The sequence below is a fragment of the Rheinheimera soli genome (genome assembly GCF_031457405.1).
GTDB classification, from domain to species: domain Bacteria; phylum Pseudomonadota; class Gammaproteobacteria; order Enterobacterales; family Alteromonadaceae; genus Pararheinheimera; species Pararheinheimera soli_A.
Genome location: NZ_JAVDWR010000001.1, coordinates 781,224 through 797,241, shown reverse-complemented (window position 1 = coordinate 797,241; position 16,018 = coordinate 781,224). Strand labels below are relative to the sequence as shown.

Sequence of the window (16,018 nt, the reverse complement as noted above, 5' to 3'; positions counted from 1 at the left end):
ATGAGATGTGTATGAAATACCTGTTGTTACTATTAACTGCCCTGTTACTGAGTGCCTGCTCCGAAGGCGAGCTGACCTTGCGTGCTGTCTGCGACAAAGAGCCGGGCTTGTGTACCGACCTGAATGACGACTCCCACTGCAATTTTCAGCGCCGTGATTTGATTATGCAACGCTTTGAAGAAAAGCGCCTGCCGTCGGACAAAAACAAATATCAGTTGCTGCTGGATTTTGAAAAGTATTCAAAATGTATCGAACTGGCTGCTGGTATTGAGCATATTAAACTCAAAGAAAAAACCAGCACCCGCATGGTTGGTTACCTGACAAGCTTGAGAGAAATCAAACGCTTAAGCAACGAGACAGTCAGTTCAGACGATCCACATCTGTTGTATTATCACTGGTCACGCAATAAAAGTGACAGTCATCTGCAACGTTTTTTACTGGCGGAACAAAATAACGAGCTGGAAACCCCACAGCTGCAAATGGCATTGGTCAGTTATTACAGTAAAAGAGACAGAGAAAAAAGCATCCAGTTGTTACATCACGCTTTATCGCTCTATCCACCCAATCCAAAGGTCGATCCGGAGATTTATGCGTCTTTAACCAGTATGTTTTACAAAAAGAAAGACTATGCCAGTTCCTACCATTGGGCCTTGTTGGCACAAAAAAGTGGTGCTTTTAATGTGGAATTGCAGGAGTTGAAAATTTATCTGGAACAAGCACAGCTTGATCACAAAAAAATAAAAGAAACAGCTGAACATACCTTAGCTCAGCTGCAACTTGGGCATTTTACTCCGCCGAAATTTTAAGGTCCGGATTAAATAACAAAGACACAGAATTCACACAATAACGTTGCCCGGTAGGTGCCGGGCCATCATCAAACACATGACCTAAATGTGCGTCACAATGCTGGCATAAAATCTCAATCCGATTCATACCATGGGACAGATCCCTTTCGTATTTGACCTGTCCTTTGATGGCTTTACTGAATGAAGGCCAGCCGCAGCCTGAATCAAATTTATCTGCAGAATCAAACAACGGCTGCTGACAACAGACGCAGTGGTAACAGCCTGTGTCTTTGTTATGCAACAAAGTACCGCTAAAAGGGTATTCAGTGCCTTTTTGTCGTGTCACTCTGTACTGCTCATCAGATAACTGCTCGCGCCACTCTTGCTCAGTTTTATTCATTCGCTCCCCCTGGCTGTCGACCAATTAAAAAGCTCCTTCCGGAGCTTTTTAATTTACTTAACTTTTTGCATCGGCCTGTCGGTATGACTCCAGTCCACATGAAAAGTTTTACCTTTGGCTTTATCTGTACGCTCAAAGGTATGAGCGCCAAAGTAGTCCCGTTGTCCTTGCAGCAGGTTGGCAGGCAACACTGCGGTGCGGTACGAGTCGTAATAACTCAATGCAGAACTTAATGCAGACACAGGAATGCCCGTCATAGCGGCTTCGGCCACAGCACGGCGCCAGTTCATCTGATTCACAGAGATTTGTTTTGCAAAAAACGGGTCCAGCAATAAATTCTGTAAATCGTCATTACGCTCATAAGCGTCGGTAATAGACTGTAAAAACACAGCACGGATAATGCAGCCAGCACGCCAGATCTTGGCTATTTCAGCAAAGTTCAACTGCCAGCCATGTTCTGCCGCCGCTGTTTTCATTAAATCAAAACCCTGGGCATAAACACAGATTTTGGCGCAGTAGAGCGCATCATGCAGCTGTTTAATCATCAGCTCAGCGCTTTGGCTGGTGCAATGCTCACGCACCGGACCTGCCAGCAAAGTAGAAGCCAGCACACGCTGATCTTTTAAGGTTGACATGGACCGGGCAAATACAGCTTCAGCTATAGTAGGCGCAGGGCAACCTAACTCCAGACTACTGACCGCAGTCCAGAGACCTGTGCCTTTCTGACCAGCTTTATCCAGAATGACGTCCACCAAAGGCAAACCTGTTTCTGAATCTTTGGTCGCCAGCACTTCAGCACTGATTTCCATCAGGTAGCTGTTTAAAATGCCCTGATTCCACTCTTTAAACACTTTAGACACTTGTTCTGCACTCATGCCAAGCGCATCACGCATCACCTGATACACTTCACAAATCAGCTGCATATCGGCGTATTCAATGCCGTTGTGTACCATTTTGACGTAATGACCTGAGCCGCCCGGCCCAATATAGGTGGCACAAGGTTCGCCTTCAGTGACAGGGTTGCCTGGTTCATGGCGCTCAAGCGGACGACCTGTTGCAGGATCCACTTTAGCGGCAATAGCACGCCAGATAGGCTCAATACGAGTCCAGGCATATGGATCACCACTTGGCATCAGGGACGGGCCAAAACGGGCGCCCACTTCACCACCAGAAACCGCAGTGCTGAAGAAAATAAATTTCCCTTCGTAATGTTTTTCACGACGCACTGTATCAGTCCACAGACTGTTGCCTGTATCGACAATGATATCGTCCGCCTGAATACCTGCGTCAATCAATTTTAAACAGACATCATCTACAGGTTTGCCAGCTGGCACAGATAAAATAACTAAATGAGGAGAAGATAAACGCGACAGAAGTTCTGTATAAGAGCTGCAGCTGATCACCCGGGCCGGTTTGTCGCCCCGCTCGGCTTTGTCCTGCGCTATAACAGCTTCCAGTTTTTTATGGTCTAAATCAAAAGCGGCAACCCGATAACCGTGATCAGCCAGATTCAAAATGAGGTTTTTCCCCATTACACCTGCGCCGACAAAACCTATATCACATAATACGGATGTCTCAGACATTTGATTTTCCTTTTAAAATCCGGCACTGCAAAAGTGGCCGCGATTATACTGGAAAACTATGGATAAAGAAAAAGCTCAACTGAAAAAACTCAGGTCCAGATGGATAAAGATCGCTCGCTCTGCAGATAACGGGTTCTGGTTGCTGCTTTTTCCAGCATCTCACCGGTTTCAAATTGAGTATCAAGCAACAACTGCCAGCTTTTTTTAGGTAGTTCGACCTGCAGCGGATGATCACTGGCGTTAATAATGACCAGCATGGCCTGATGATCTTTTAAATGCTCTATCACAAACACACAGTTGGTTTTGTACGGATCTGTCCAGTGTTCGTCTTGTTTGACACTGCCATCCGCCAGATACCAGCTGACCTGATGTTTATCGCCATGTAATTGATACTGATCGTCCAGCAAAGACAATTGCTGTAAACAACTGAACGTCTGGCGCAGCTGAATCATCTTTTTAACAAAAATCAGAAACTGCGTGGCCTGATAATCCAGTTGCCAGTGCAGCCAGCTGATCTCATTGTCCTGACAATAAGCATTATTGTTGCCTTGCTGAGTATGGCTGAGTTCGTCCCCGCCTAACCAATGCACTATGCCCTGACTAAGCATCAGGCTGGCGACCAGATTACGTTTATGCTGAAACCGTTTCTGCAAAATGTCGGCATCGCTGCTAGGGCCTTCAACCCCATAATTCAGACTCAAATTATGGCCGTGGCCATCGCGATTTTGCTCCGCATTCAGCCAGTTGTGTTTATCCTGATAACACACCATGTCCTGCAAGGTAAAACCATCGTGGTAACTGATGTAATTTACGCTGCAACAGGCGGGTTTATGATGTTTTTGGAAAATGTCACGTGACCCCAGCAAACGAGTGGCAAATTGGGGCAACTGTCCAGGGTCTTGTCGCCAAAACGAGCGAAACGTATCACGGCATTTGTCGTTCAGTTCTGACCAATGTGCCGGGAATTGTCCCAGCTGGTAACCAAAAGGCCCTAAATCCCAGGGTTCAGCAATCAGCTTCACCTGACTTAACACTGGATCCTGGGCTATTACCTGCAAAAAGGTGGCGTAGGCATCAAAACGTTTATGTTCGCGGGCTAAAGTGACGGCCAAATCAAAGCGGAAACCATCCACCTGCATTTCTGTTGCCCAATAACGCAAGGCATCCAGCACCAGACGTTGAGTGACAGGATGGGCCACATTCAGCGTATTGCCACAGCCGCTGTAATTGCAGTTTTGCTGGTAGTCGGTAATGTCGGCATGATTTTCAAACAGATAGTAATGTCTATTAGCTAAGCCTCTGAAACTTAACCGATAATCCTCAGCTTCTGCGGTATGGTTAAACACCACATCCAGAATAACTTCAAGCCCATTCTGATGATAAGTGCGCACCAGTTCTTTAAATTCAGTGACGGCATCATCCACCTGATAGCGGGCATCAGGTGCAAAAAAGTTAATAGGGTTATAACCCCAATAATTCGTCAGCTTCAGCTTTTCTAAACGGGGTTCACTCATAAAGCTGGCCACAGGCAACAGCTGTACTGTGGTAATACCTAAGTCTTTTAAATGCTGGATCACTGCCGGATGACACATGCCCTGGTATTTGCCACGCAGCGCCTCAGGCACGTCCGGGTGCAATCTGGTCAGCCCTTTGACATGAGCTTCATAAATAATGGTTTTCTCGCGGGGTATCGCGGGTTTTTTACTGTTTTGCCAGTCAAACTGCGGCGATGCCAACACGCCTTTGGGTACCATATAGTGGCTATGAACCTGATACAAGCGCTCATTCCAGACCAAAGCCCGGTTCAGTTGTTTGGCATAAGGGTCTATTAATAATCTGTTACGGTCAAACACCAGACCTGAACTTGCCTGACAGACCCCTGCGGCTCGCAGGCCATACAAAGTACCAGCTTTAATGCCTTCGACGTGCAGATGCCAGACGTCGCCGGTACGGGCAAAAAACTCAATTTCTGCCAAAGGTTCTTCAGTGTCGGGACAAAACAAACATAACCAGAGCGAAGAGGCATCCGGCGCGTAAACTGAGAAATTCCAGCTATGTGCAGCGGTCTGACTTGGACCTGGAGGATAAGCAGTACCTGTACTACTTATCCATTCGGAATGTTGCTCTGGTTTTGTACTCACGATGTTTTACGTCTCAGATAAAGGGTCGACAAAGGCGGTAAGTCCAATTGCACCATATAATTTAAGCCAAAAGCAGCGGCTGGCAACGCTGGTAAATATTCGCCGACCGGATAATTACTACCCCAATAATATTCGCTGTCCGTATTGAGGATCACTTCGTATTCGCCCTGCTCTGCTACAGACAGCAGGAAGCTGCTTCGGGGCACTGGAGTAAAGTTACTGACCACATACACAGCCTGACCTTGTTGGTCCATTCGGTAGAAACTTAAAGTGCTGTGCTCAGCATCCTGATAATTAATCCAGCGGAAGCCTTGTGGGTCATGATCCAGTTGATGCAATGGTGTACAGGCTTTATAGGTCAGGTTTAAATCGCGGAACAGTTGCTGCACCCCTTTGTGTTTTTCAAAAGACAATAAGAACCAGGGCAGTTGTTGATTGTGATCCCACTCAGTGCCCTGACCAAACTCATTGCCCATAAAATTCAGTTTTTTACCAGGATGGGCAAACATAAAGGCGTAATAAGCCCTTAAATTAGCGGCTTGCTGCCATTCATCCCCAGGCATTTTATTGAGAAGACTGCCTTTACCATGCACCACTTCGTCATGGGATAAGGGCAAAATAAAGTTTTCGTTAAAAGCATACACCATAGAAAAAGTTAAATCGTTATGGTGAAACTTGCGATAAGCCGGATCTTTGCTGATATAACGCAGGCTGTCATTCATCCAGCCCATATTCCATTTAAAGCCAAAACCCAAACCGCCCAAATCCACAGGCCGGGTGACGCCGTTAAAAGAAGTCGACTCTTCAGCAATCATCATGGCTTTAGGGTACTGGCTGTACACTTCGTTATTCAGCCAGCGCAATAAACTGATCGCTTCATAATTATGATTGCCGCCATCTATATTGGGCACCCATTCACCTTCGCGGCGGGAATAATCCAGATACAGCATAGAAGCCACTGCATCCACCCTCAGTGCGTCAACATGGAAATAATCCAGCCAAAACAAGGCACTGGCGACCAAAAACTGTCGCACTGGATCTTTGCCGTAGTCGTAAATGCAGGAATTCCAGTCCGGATGCCAGCCACGACGTGGATCTTCGTATTCGTATAAATGGCTGCCATCAAAACGGGCCAGGCCATGGGCATCTTCAGGGAAATGCGCCGGAACCCAATCTAAAATCACGCCTATTCCGGCCTGATGGCAGGCATCAACAAAGGCTTTAAATTGATCGGGGGTACCAAAACGCGAAGTCGCAGCAAATAAGCCCAAAGGCTGGTAACCCCAGGAGCCTGAATACGGATGCTCCATCACAGGGAGCAATTCAATATGGGTATAGCCCATATCCAGCACATAAGGAATAAGTTCAAGCGCCAGTTCGTTGTAGCTCAGAGGCTCGCCATGCTGATTGTGTTTCCACGAACCAGGATGCAACTCATAAATACTCATCGGCTGATGATAAGGGTCAAAATGACGCTCTTGCCATTGCTGATCCAGCCACTGGTATTTACTGTGGTCGTACACTAAAGAAGCATGAGACGGATACTGTTCAGCAGCAAAAGCCAGCGGATCCGCTTTGTGTGGCAATAAATTACCAAAAGCATCTTTGATTTCAAATTTATAGCGTACACCAGCGCCCACTTCCGGCATCACCAGGACCCAATGGCCACATTCAGTGCGCTGCATCGGATGACGACGACCATCCCATTGATTCATGTCACCAATCAGGCTGACACTGGACGCATTAGGCGCAAACACCGCAAAACGGGTCGCATTCAGTTTCTTTTTACCCAGATTGAGTTCAACTAACTGGGCACCCAGCTGTTTATACAGGTTTTCCGGCTTGCTGCTGACAAAATGCACAGCGTAGTAGGCTTCATCCTGGAACTGATAAGGGTCAATCAGCATGTAACTATGATGATGAGGAGTTTCTATCTGAAAATAGTAAGGGCTGGCTTTACGTTTTGTGGGTAACTCCAGCTCAAATAAACCATGTAATGCAGACACAGCTGTCATCACACCTAAAGATTTGCGGCTGGCAAAATCAAACACTTCCACCTTGGCGGCGTCGGGTAAGTAAGCCCGGATCATTAAACCTTTGCTTATCCCCTTCTGCCAGGACAATACAGAAAAGGGAGAAGAGCAACTGACAGAAGCTAACTGAGTTACGGACATGAACTATCCTTTTGATTTTTTTACCGTCTTGGTTTCTAAGATAACAAATTACACTAAAACTGCCACGAGGTTATGACAGTTTTCTCAGTGAATGATATGAAGCCGCAGCTCTGAAGCTTTTCTACGGCTTTCATATCCCTGTTGAAGGCCCGTTAGCTGCGGCGCAAACGGGTCAGCTCTTGCAGCAACTGATTGACGTTCTGTTGCTGTGCAAGTTGCTCCAGCGTCATGGACAATTTGCGTCGCCAGTTCGGGTATTCATCACTGGTACCCGGAATATTTACAGGCTCTGTCATTTCCATCCAGTCTTCCAGCTGCAAACACAACAGCTGGCTGGAGCCTTTAGCGACATGGCGCTGAATGGCATAACTCAGTTCTGTGCTCATTCCCACCTGATCGACATTTTGGCTAAAGTTAGGGTCCAGCATCTGATGACCATGCAAAGAATCTAAAATCTTTTGCTTGTCTTCGTGGCGGGACTGGAACAAAGCCGGTAACTGATGATCCTGATACAAGCCTACTGTTTTACCTAAGTTCAAATCGCCACAATGCCAGTAGCCTATTAAGGTTGGCATGTCATGGGTCGTCAAAGTGGCCATCGCCTGCACCGGATAGTGCGCAGGTGACACAAAACCACCATCTTCTGCTTTTTCAAAGAAAAACACCCGGTACGAATACATACCGTATTCAGCCAGTATTTCACGAATGCCATCCGGTACTGTGCCTAAGTCTTCCCCTATCACCACCACCTGGTGGCGCTGCGACTCCAGCGCCAGAATACCTAACAGCTCCTGAATCGGATAATAGATATAAGCGCCTTCACCTGCACTTTGCGCACCTTTAGGTACCCACCACAAACGCAATAAAGCCATCACGTGGTCAATACGCAAAGCGCCCGAATTTTGCATATTAGCGCGGAACAAATCGATCATAGGGCGATAGGCTTGCTGGAACATCTGGTAAGGCAACATAGGAGGCAAACCCCAGTTTTGGCCTTTAGGTCCTAAAATATCAGGTGGAGCCCCTACGCTGGCATCACGGCAATACAACTCCGGGTTGCCCCAAATTTCAGTAGAAGCTTCACTGACACCTACAGCTAAATCACGGTACAAGCCCAATAACATGCCCTGCTCTTTGGCAAAAGCCTGAGCTTTAGCCAGCTGTTCGCGGGCAATAAATTGCAGATAACAATAAAAATCCAGTTCATGCTCGTGCTCTTTGGCAAAAGCCAGCACTTCTTCACTGTCAGGTCTTTGCCAGGCTTCAGGCCATACAGGCCAGCCCCATGCATTGCTGTCTTTTTGGATCAAATGGGCATGAATTGCATCGTAAAGCGCCAACTGTAATAAACTTTCACCAGATTGTTGTTTAAATACAGAAAAAGCCTGCGCAAGTTCAGGATGTTCAGCCTGATGCTCAGTAAACCATTGATACAATGCTTTGAGCACTGGCAGCTTCAAACGGGTTACGGCAGTGTAATCCACCCAGTCCGCTGCACGGGCAGCTTCGAGTTGTTGCTTAAATCCCGGTGCACTAATCAGTTGTTTTACTTGCTGGCAATGCTCATAACCGACCATTTCCGGTACGGCTAAATAGATAATATTTAACCAGCGGCGAGATGAAGGACTATAAGGACTGGCGGATTCCGGCATAGCAGGATAGAGCGCATGTATTGGGTTTAAGCCAACAAAGTCAGCGCCTTGTTTGGCCAAATGCCCAAGCAGAAACCGCAGATCGGCGAAGTCACCCACACCCCAGTTTTGCTCTGAACGTACGCAATACAATTGGACGGACAGGCCCCACTGCTTTTGTGTTCTGAACTCAGCAGGCTGGAAACAACTGGATGGCGTAATGATCAGTGATTGAACAAACTCCAGCTCGCCTATAGTCAGGCTTAAACTGTGGTAACCCTGTTCCAGTAAAACTGGCAAAGTCCATTGATATTGTTGATATTCTTCACCATCAAACACCATCACCTGATTTAAGTCTGCATCTTCTGTGGCTGTAACGGTAAAATGATGTGTTTTGCCCTGTTCAGTGGTCAGTACCAGCTCTAAAGCGGTATTGGCGAGCACTATAGGCAACTTCAATTGGATTTGTGTATCCTGCCCGGATTTTTGCACCGAGACCGGATCCAATAGTTGCTCCCAATGGTCTTGCTGACGTTCCAATAATTGCTCACGGGCAAGAGCGTCATTATCCACAGCAAAACCCTGGGCTGCCAATAAGGTTAATAAGTTTTGCTCTGCGACTTCTGATTGATTGCCCCATGCGTCGGTAAATTGTGTTTCTATGCCAGTGAAGGCAATCAGATCAGAAAGTAATTGTTTGTCCATAAAGGCTCCAGCGACCGGCTTTTTGCTCAGAAAAGTAAATGGTTAGGGAAAATTAACTACCACAGTCTACTCCAGATTCAAGACCCGGATTAAGAAAATACGAATGCATAACTTTTTTGCACTTGAAAAGAATGACAAAAAATGTAATTTTATTACAGAATTAAATTACAGTCTGGGGATAGGTTATGACAATTCGTGTAGCAATTAATGGTTTTGGCCGCATTGGCCGCAACGTTTTACGCGCTTTATATGAGTCAAAGAAAAATTATGACATCAAAGTTGTAGCCATTAACGATTTAGGCGATGCCGCTATTAATGCTCATTTACTGAAGTACGATACGGCACACGGCATCTTTTTTGCTGACGTAGAGCACTCAGACAAAGCAATTTTTGTAAATAAAGATGAAATTCTGACCTTAAGTGAGCGTAGCCCGGCAAATCTGCCTTGGGACGAACTGAATATTGATGTAGTACTGGAATGTACCGGCCTCTTTACCAATCGTCAGACGGCTGGTGCACATTTAACAGCTGGCGCTAAAAAAGTCATTATCTCTGCTCCGGCCAAAGATGTGGATGCGACTGTAGTCTATGGTGTAAACCATGATGTCATCACCAAAGACATGACTATTATCTCTAACGCTTCATGCACCACCAACTGTTTATCTCCTATAGCCAAGCCGTTAAACGATGCCCTGGGCATTGAATCAGGTTTAATGACCACTATTCACGCTTATACCAACGATCAGCGCTTAAGTGATGTCTATCACACCGACGTACGTCGTGCCCGTGCAGCGGCCATGTCGATGATCCCAACTCAGACTGGCGCAGCAGCAGCAGTAGGTTTAGTAGTACCAGAGCTGAAAGGTAAATTTGACGGTTTAGCGGTACGTGTACCAACACTAAACGTGTCTTTAGTGGATTTATCTTTTATTGCCGGTCGTAATACCACGGTAGAAGAAGTCAATGACATTATCCGTAAGGCTGCAGCGCAAAGCCCTATGAATCAGGTGTTAGCTGTAAACGATTTACCACTGGTGTCCGTCGACTTTAACCACAACCCTATGTCCTCTATTTTTGATGCCAGCGAAACCCGTGTAAACGGCCGCCTGGTGAAAGTAATGGCCTGGTATGACAATGAGTGGGGTTTCAGTAACCGTATGCTGGATAACACTGTTGAACTGATGAAACATAGTCAGTAACCTTGTGCTGAAGATCATTGAGGCGGCTTTTTAGCCGCCTTTTCTTTCCGTCGAATCTGAGGCTATCGAATGAACAGCATTACTGCACAATCAGGTTTTGCCCACTTAGATGACTTACCCTGTTATGTATTAAGCTGTGGTCAGGCTAAAGCTGTGATCAGTAGCTATGGCGCTCATCTGCTTTCTTATCAGCCCAAAGCTGGCACCGAAGTGATGTATCTGTCTCCGGAAGCTGAGTGGCGAAATAACAGCCCTATTCGTGGTGGAGTGCCAGTGTGTTGGCCCTGGTTTGGCCCTGTAGCGACAGAACTTAATCCTGAACAGCAAAAATTACCTAATCATGGTGTAGTGCGTACTGAACTCTGGCAGGTTGTTAAGCAGTCAGTCACTGAAACGGCAGTCAGTATCCAGCTGCAGATAAAAACAGAAGCTTTGCCTTATTCCAACGCCCCTTCTTCTCTAAGCTTAACCTTAGAGTTAACCGAAGCAGCATTATCCCTGACACTAAGTTCAGACCAGGGTTTACAGCAAGCCGCATTACATAGCTATTTTTGCGTGGATTCAGTGCATCAGGTTGCAGTCAGCACTTTGGCCGGAGCTTATCTGGACAAAGTCAGAGGTGGTGCTCTATGTGTACAACAGCAGCCTGAACTGAAGTTCTCTGAAGAAGTAGACAGAGTCTATCTGGATACAGTCGGTGAATTAGCCTTAAAGCAGGGAAACAATACTGTGCTGATCACCCAGCAAGGACAGGACGCCAGCGTATTGTGGAATCCATGGACAGAAAAAGCAGCAGCATTAAAAGATTTACCTGACCTGGCCTATCTGGATTTTGTTTGTGTTGAAACAGCACGCCTGAGCCTGAACAACACAGCGCCTTTGCAACTGGTGCAACAAATCCGTTATCTGGGCTAGTCAGGCCAGCTGGAATAAAAAGGTAATAACAATACTTTTTCACCTTGGGTGGCATGAAGCAATATCAGGTGCAATTGCCATTTCATCCGGGGCTGGCTGCACGCACCCAACACCATTTCGGCCACATACTGCTGCTGTTGCCCCGCCACAGCTTTAAACAGCAGAGGTATAGTGCCCATACTCATCGACACTCCAACCACTTTTGCTTCTTTGATCTGCCAGCCTTCGGACAATTGCACAGACCAGGTGAGTAACTCTTCAACCGGAGCCTGGCCCGGGCTTAAACTCAGGCTGACCTGATCATCCTGATGCAATTGTAAAATAGCAGCAGCTTCAGTCGGTTTTTTATCAGAACAGCCCATCAGGCAAAGTAAATAAACTGCCAGTACCACTAATCTCATCTGACCATTTTCCGTAGATAATCTGTAGCCAGTGTACCTTCAGGCAGCTATCAAACGCAAAACACTGCTGCAATTGGTTATTTTGCGACCAGCAATATTGTTCTACATCATAAAACAGGCTGTTTTGCCTATCTTTTCAGAGGCAAAACTCGTATTATTTCGCCCCAAAATGGTTAAGGGTATAGCCGCTTTGAAACGAGCGAAGGCTGCTACACTGTTAATCAACAAAAAGAAGGGTCACCTAAGGGTGAAATTTTAATCACTAGCAATAAACTGCAGCGGAACTCAACATGAGCCAGACCAAATCGTTAAATGTTGACTACAACTATACCGTTGTCCGCCTCTTTGCCGTCACCACAGTATTGTGGGGTATTGTCGGTATGGTGGTGGGTGTATTACTTGCGGCGCAACTCTATTGGCCCGCACTTAATTTTGACACGGCATGGTTAACATATAGTCGTCTTCGTCCTCTTCACACTAATGCGGTAATCTTCGCATTTGGTACCAGTGCTCTGTTTGCCACCTCTTATTACGTGGTACAGCGGACTTGTCAGGTCAGGCTTTTTGCCGAAAAACTGGCGATGTTTACTTTTGTCGGTTGGCAAATTGTCATTATCGCTGCAGCTATTACTTTGCCTTTGGGCATTAGTCAGAGCAAAGAATATGCCGAGCTGGAATGGCCTATTGATATTCTGATCACCCTGGTTTGGGTTTCTTACGGTATTGTGTTTTTTGGCACTTTAGTCAAACGAAACACCAGCCACATTTACGTAGCGAACTGGTTCTATGGCGCCTTTATTATCACTGTTGCAGCCTTGCATATCGTCAACAGCATGGTGATCCCTGTGTCGCTGTTTAAATCCTACTCTGTGTATGCAGGTGCAGTGGATGCAATGGTGCAGTGGTGGTATGGTCATAACGCTGTAGGTTTCTTATTAACAGCGGGTTTCCTGGGTATGATGTATTACTTCGTACCAAAACAAGCTGGCCGTCCAGTTTACTCCTACCGTTTATCTGTAGTGCATTTTTGGGCACTGATTGCGTTATACATCTGGGCTGGTTCTCACCACTTGCACTACACTGCCCTGCCAGACTGGACTCAGTCTGTAGGTATGGTGATGTCAGTCATTCTGTTTGTTCCAAGCTGGGGTGGCATGATCAACGGTATCATGACGCTGTCTGGTGCCTGGCATAAGCTGAAAACCGACCCTATCTTACGTTTCCTGATTGTGTCCTTGTCTTTCTACGGCATGTCGACTTTCGAAGGTCCGATGATGGCGATTAAGTCCGTAAATGCGCTGTCGCATTACACCGACTGGACTATAGGTCACGTTCACTCTGGTGCTTTAGGCTGGGTTGCAATGATCTCTATAGGTGCTATGTATCACCTGATCCCTGCAGTATTTAATCAGGGCCGGATGTACAGCATTAAGCTGATTAACACCCACTTCTGGTTACATACTATTGGTGTGGTTCTTTACATAGTTGCAATGTGGATCAGCGGTATTATGCAAGGCATGATGTGGCGTGCAGTCAACACTGACGGTACTTTGACCTACAGCTTTGTACAAAGCTTAGAAGCATCCTACCCGTTCTACCTGATGCGCTTTATTGGTGGTTGTTTCGTCGTCGTCGGTATGCTGATTATGGCCTATAACGTTGTGAAAACTATCAGAGCAAAAGATGGCGCTCTGGAACCAATAGCTGAAGCAGCGTAAGGAGCTTATTGTGTCTAAGAACTATCATGAAATATTCGAGAAAAGCGCTGGCTGGTTAGCCATAGGCACTGTGGTTGCCATCAGTTTTGGTACTCTGGTTGAAATCACTCCTTTGCTGTTTTCCAAAGAAACAACCGAACCTGTCGACGGTTTAAAGCCATACACTGCACTGCAGCTGGAAGGTCGGGACATTTTCATTCGTGAAGGTTGCACCAACTGTCACAGCCAGATGATCCGTCCTTTCCGCCATGAAGTGGAACGTTACGGTCACTATTCTGTGGCTGGTGAAAGCGTATGGGAACACCCGTTCCTGTGGGGTTCTAAGCGTACTGGTCCTGATTTGGCCCGTGTGGGTGGTCGTTACAGTGACGACTGGCATCATGCCCATTTAATGGACCCTCGCTCTGTTGTGCCTCAGTCCAACATGCCAGCTTACCCATGGCTGGATGAAAATCTGTTAGATGGTGAGTTAACTCCGAAGAAGATGGAAATCTTTAACAAGTTAACCAAAGGCAAAATGCATGCAGACGATGAAGATGGTGTGATGTATTCAGCCGAAGAAATTGCAGCAGCAACTGATTCAGTCAAGGGTAAAACAGAGATGCAGGCGTTAATTGCATATCTGCAATCCCTTGGCACGGCGTTGAAGTAACCATTATGGATATAGCAACCCTACACAGTATTTTCACCGTGCTAGTGTTTGTAGGTTTTATTGGTCTTTTGGTCTGGCTTTTTGTGTTAAAACGCAGGCCAGACTTTGATGAACAGGCTAATTTGCCTTTTGCAGACGACCAGAAACCAAAACAACAACAGAAACAGGAGTCGGATCATGAGTAGCTTTTGGAGCTATTGGATCATTATCTTAACAATAGCGTGTATCGTATTTTGCGCCGTCATTCTGACCTGGAACTTAAAAAACCATGTTGGTGTGAAAGAAGGCGAATCAACGGGTCATGATTTTGATGGCATTGAGGAGATTAACAACCCGCTGCCAAAATGGTGGACCTATATGTTTTATGCCACCTTAATCTGGTCGGTCTATTACTTTGCGGCCTACCCTGGTCTTGGCAACTACAAAGGCTTTTTAGACTGGACCAGTTCAAATCAGGGCATTAAAAACCTGGCTGAATCCAAAGCCGCTGTGGAGCAAAACAGACTGGAAGGTAAAAACGTACAGCTGGACCGCGAATATGCAGCTGCCAACGAAACATACGCCAAAGAGTTTGCCAAATACACTAACCGCGACATTATGGATTTGGCTTATGATCCGGAAGCCTTGAAAATTGGCCAGCGTTTGTTCCTGCAAAACTGTGCTCAGTGTCATGGTTCAGATGCCCGTGGTCAGCGTGGCTACCCTAACCTGACGGATGATGACTGGCTGTACGGTGGTACACCAGACAAAATCAAGGAAACTCTGCTGTACGGTCGTAAAGCCGCTATGCCAGGTTGGGGTGATGCTTTAGGTGAACAAGGCATTAAAGAAATGACAGCTTATGTGTTAAGCCTGTCAGGTCGTAAGGTAAATGATAAAGACGCTGCTGCAGGTAAAACCAAATTTGGCATGTGTGCGGCTTGTCATGGTGTTGATGGTAAAGGCAGCTTAGCCCATAACCTGCCATTTGGTGCACCTAACCTGACAGACAATGTCTGGTTATACGGTGGTTCAGTTGGCGCAGTGGAAGAAAGTCTGGTCAAAGGCCGAAACGGTGAAATGCCAGCGTTCAAAGAGATTTTAGGTGAAGAGAAAATTCATATTATTTCTGCCTATGTCTACCGTTTATCTCGTCCTGAAGAGAGCAGCAAGTAGTTTATTCTGCTGCTCAACTGTAAAATAAGCCCCGCCTTGTGGGGCTTATTGCTATCTGAAAGAGGAAGACCTGATGTTGCATGATACAAAACCCTGGTACAAACAGTTCTGGCCCTGGTTACTACTGGCCTTCCCCATCGTATCCTTTGTTAAAGGCGGCCATACCATCTATATCATGCAGCAAAGTAATCCGGACTTGGTGGTGGACGACTACTACAAAGAAGGCCGCGCCATTAATATGAATCTGGCGAAGTACCGTGAAGCCGAGTTGCGTAACTTAGATGCCAGTACACTGATTGCCGCCAATCAGGTGATAGTGCGGTTTGAACAAAATAAAACCTTAGGTCAGCATCTGACACTGGAGTTTTTCCACAATACGATAGCGGCCAATGACTTTATTGTGACGGCAGAACGTAGCGGCGAGAATCTTTATGTCGCCACTTTACCCAAACTTATAGAGGGTAAATGGAATCTGGTGGTGTCGGATGAACACAAAGACTGGAAGCTTAGAGCCACAACTATGCTGCCTCAATTGGGTGAATTTAAACTGGGATATTAA

At 46.3% G+C, this 16,018-nt stretch carries 14 protein-coding genes; 8 read left to right on the top strand and 6 right to left on the bottom strand.

Going from position 1 to position 16,018, the window contains the following annotated elements:
* Positions 1–11 precede the first annotated feature (11 nt).
* Positions 12–806, top strand: a complete 795-nt coding sequence (locus J2W69_RS03595) for a DUF2989 domain-containing protein (protein WP_310274651.1) — start codon at positions 12–14, stop codon at positions 804–806.
* On the opposite strand, the gene msrB is transcribed toward J2W69_RS03595, so the two are convergent.
* The 5 genes from msrB to malQ all read right to left on the bottom strand — a co-directional run bounded on the left by msrB (position 787) and on the right by malQ (position 9,419).
* Positions 787–1,185, bottom strand: a complete 399-nt coding sequence (gene msrB / locus J2W69_RS03590; RefSeq protein ID WP_310274649.1) for a peptide-methionine (R)-S-oxide reductase MsrB — start codon at positions 1,183–1,185, stop codon at positions 787–789. The two genes, J2W69_RS03595 and msrB, sit on opposite strands and share 20 nt — an antisense overlap.
* Positions 1,186–1,238: 53 nt before the next feature.
* A complete protein-coding gene (gene gndA, locus J2W69_RS03585) occupies positions 1,239–2,768 on the bottom strand; it encodes an NADP-dependent phosphogluconate dehydrogenase (protein WP_310274647.1) in 1,530 nt (509 codons plus the stop codon).
* A gap of 89 nt (positions 2,769–2,857) precedes the next feature.
* On the bottom strand, positions 2,858–4,909 hold the full coding sequence (gene glgX, locus J2W69_RS03580; RefSeq protein WP_310274644.1) for a glycogen debranching protein GlgX: 2,052 nt from the start codon (positions 4,907–4,909) through the stop codon (positions 2,858–2,860).
* A complete protein-coding gene (gene glgB / locus J2W69_RS03575; RefSeq protein ID WP_310274643.1) occupies positions 4,906–7,083 on the bottom strand; it encodes a 1,4-alpha-glucan branching protein GlgB in 2,178 nt (725 codons plus the stop codon). The genes glgX and glgB overlap by 4 nt, the downstream gene beginning before the upstream one ends.
* Before the next feature lie 152 nt (positions 7,084–7,235).
* The gene (malQ, locus tag J2W69_RS03570) at positions 7,236–9,419 is read right to left on the bottom strand and encodes a 4-alpha-glucanotransferase (RefSeq protein ID WP_310274641.1); all 2,184 of its coding nucleotides are present in this window, start codon (positions 9,417–9,419) and stop codon (positions 7,236–7,238) included.
* A 185-nt stretch (positions 9,420–9,604) separates the two neighbouring features.
* Here malQ and gap point away from each other — a divergent pair, with 185 nt between their 5' ends.
* Positions 9,605–10,618, top strand: coding sequence for a type I glyceraldehyde-3-phosphate dehydrogenase (gap, locus tag J2W69_RS03565; protein ID WP_008898729.1), 1,014 nt, complete (start codon positions 9,605–9,607; stop codon positions 10,616–10,618).
* A gap of 69 nt (positions 10,619–10,687) precedes the next feature.
* A complete protein-coding gene (locus tag J2W69_RS03560) occupies positions 10,688–11,533 on the top strand; it encodes a D-hexose-6-phosphate mutarotase (protein WP_310274638.1) in 846 nt (281 codons plus the stop codon).
* On the opposite strand, the gene J2W69_RS03555 is transcribed toward J2W69_RS03560, so the two are convergent.
* Positions 11,530–11,934: a hypothetical protein gene (locus tag J2W69_RS03555; protein WP_310274636.1), complete on the bottom strand. Its 405-nt coding sequence runs from the start codon at positions 11,932–11,934 to the stop codon at positions 11,530–11,532. The two genes, J2W69_RS03560 and J2W69_RS03555, sit on opposite strands and share 4 nt — an antisense overlap.
* 290 nt (positions 11,935–12,224) lie before the next feature.
* On the opposite strand from J2W69_RS03555, the gene ccoN reads away from it, so the two are divergent.
* From ccoN to J2W69_RS03530, 5 genes are all read left to right on the top strand, one after another.
* Positions 12,225–13,652, top strand: a complete 1,428-nt coding sequence (gene ccoN, locus J2W69_RS03550; protein WP_310274634.1) for a cytochrome-c oxidase, cbb3-type subunit I — start codon at positions 12,225–12,227, stop codon at positions 13,650–13,652.
* Positions 13,653–13,662: 10 nt separating this feature from the next.
* Entirely contained in the window at positions 13,663–14,304 is a 642-nt protein-coding gene (gene ccoO / locus J2W69_RS03545; RefSeq protein WP_310274632.1) for a cytochrome-c oxidase, cbb3-type subunit II, read from the top strand.
* Positions 14,305–14,309: 5 nt separating this feature from the next.
* Positions 14,310–14,489, top strand: a complete 180-nt coding sequence (locus tag J2W69_RS03540; RefSeq protein ID WP_310274630.1) for a cbb3-type cytochrome oxidase subunit 3 — start codon at positions 14,310–14,312, stop codon at positions 14,487–14,489.
* Positions 14,482–15,459: a cytochrome-c oxidase, cbb3-type subunit III gene (gene ccoP / locus J2W69_RS03535; RefSeq protein WP_310274628.1), complete on the top strand. Its 978-nt coding sequence runs from the start codon at positions 14,482–14,484 to the stop codon at positions 15,457–15,459. Before J2W69_RS03540 ends, ccoP begins: the two co-directional genes overlap by 8 nt.
* A gap of 73 nt (positions 15,460–15,532) precedes the next feature.
* Positions 15,533–16,018 (top strand): FixH family protein, encoded by a 486-nt coding sequence (locus tag J2W69_RS03530; RefSeq protein ID WP_310274625.1) that lies wholly within the window; start codon positions 15,533–15,535, stop codon positions 16,016–16,018.

Coding starts and splice junctions, on each gene's coding strand:
- J2W69_RS03595 (WP_310274651.1), top strand. CDS start 12: ATGAAATACCTGTTGTTACTATTAACTGCCCTGTTACTGAGTGCCTGC.
- msrB (WP_310274649.1), bottom strand. CDS start 1,185: ATGAATAAAACTGAGCAAGAGTGGCGCGAGCAGTTATCTGATGAGCAG.
- gndA (WP_310274647.1), bottom strand. CDS start 2,768: ATGTCTGAGACATCCGTATTATGTGATATAGGTTTTGTCGGCGCAGGT.
- glgB (WP_310274643.1), bottom strand. CDS start 7,083: ATGTCCGTAACTCAGTTAGCTTCTGTCAGTTGCTCTTCTCCCTTTTCT.
- malQ (WP_310274641.1), bottom strand. CDS start 9,419: ATGGACAAACAATTACTTTCTGATCTGATTGCCTTCACTGGCATAGAA.
- gap (WP_008898729.1), top strand. CDS start 9,605: ATGACAATTCGTGTAGCAATTAATGGTTTTGGCCGCATTGGCCGCAAC.
- J2W69_RS03560 (WP_310274638.1), top strand. CDS start 10,688: ATGAACAGCATTACTGCACAATCAGGTTTTGCCCACTTAGATGACTTA.
- J2W69_RS03555 (WP_310274636.1), bottom strand. CDS start 11,934: ATGAGATTAGTGGTACTGGCAGTTTATTTACTTTGCCTGATGGGCTGT.
- ccoN (WP_310274634.1), top strand. CDS start 12,225: ATGAGCCAGACCAAATCGTTAAATGTTGACTACAACTATACCGTTGTC.
- J2W69_RS03540 (WP_310274630.1), top strand. CDS start 14,310: ATGGATATAGCAACCCTACACAGTATTTTCACCGTGCTAGTGTTTGTA.
- ccoP (WP_310274628.1), top strand. CDS start 14,482: ATGAGTAGCTTTTGGAGCTATTGGATCATTATCTTAACAATAGCGTGT.
- J2W69_RS03530 (WP_310274625.1), top strand. CDS start 15,533: ATGTTGCATGATACAAAACCCTGGTACAAACAGTTCTGGCCCTGGTTA.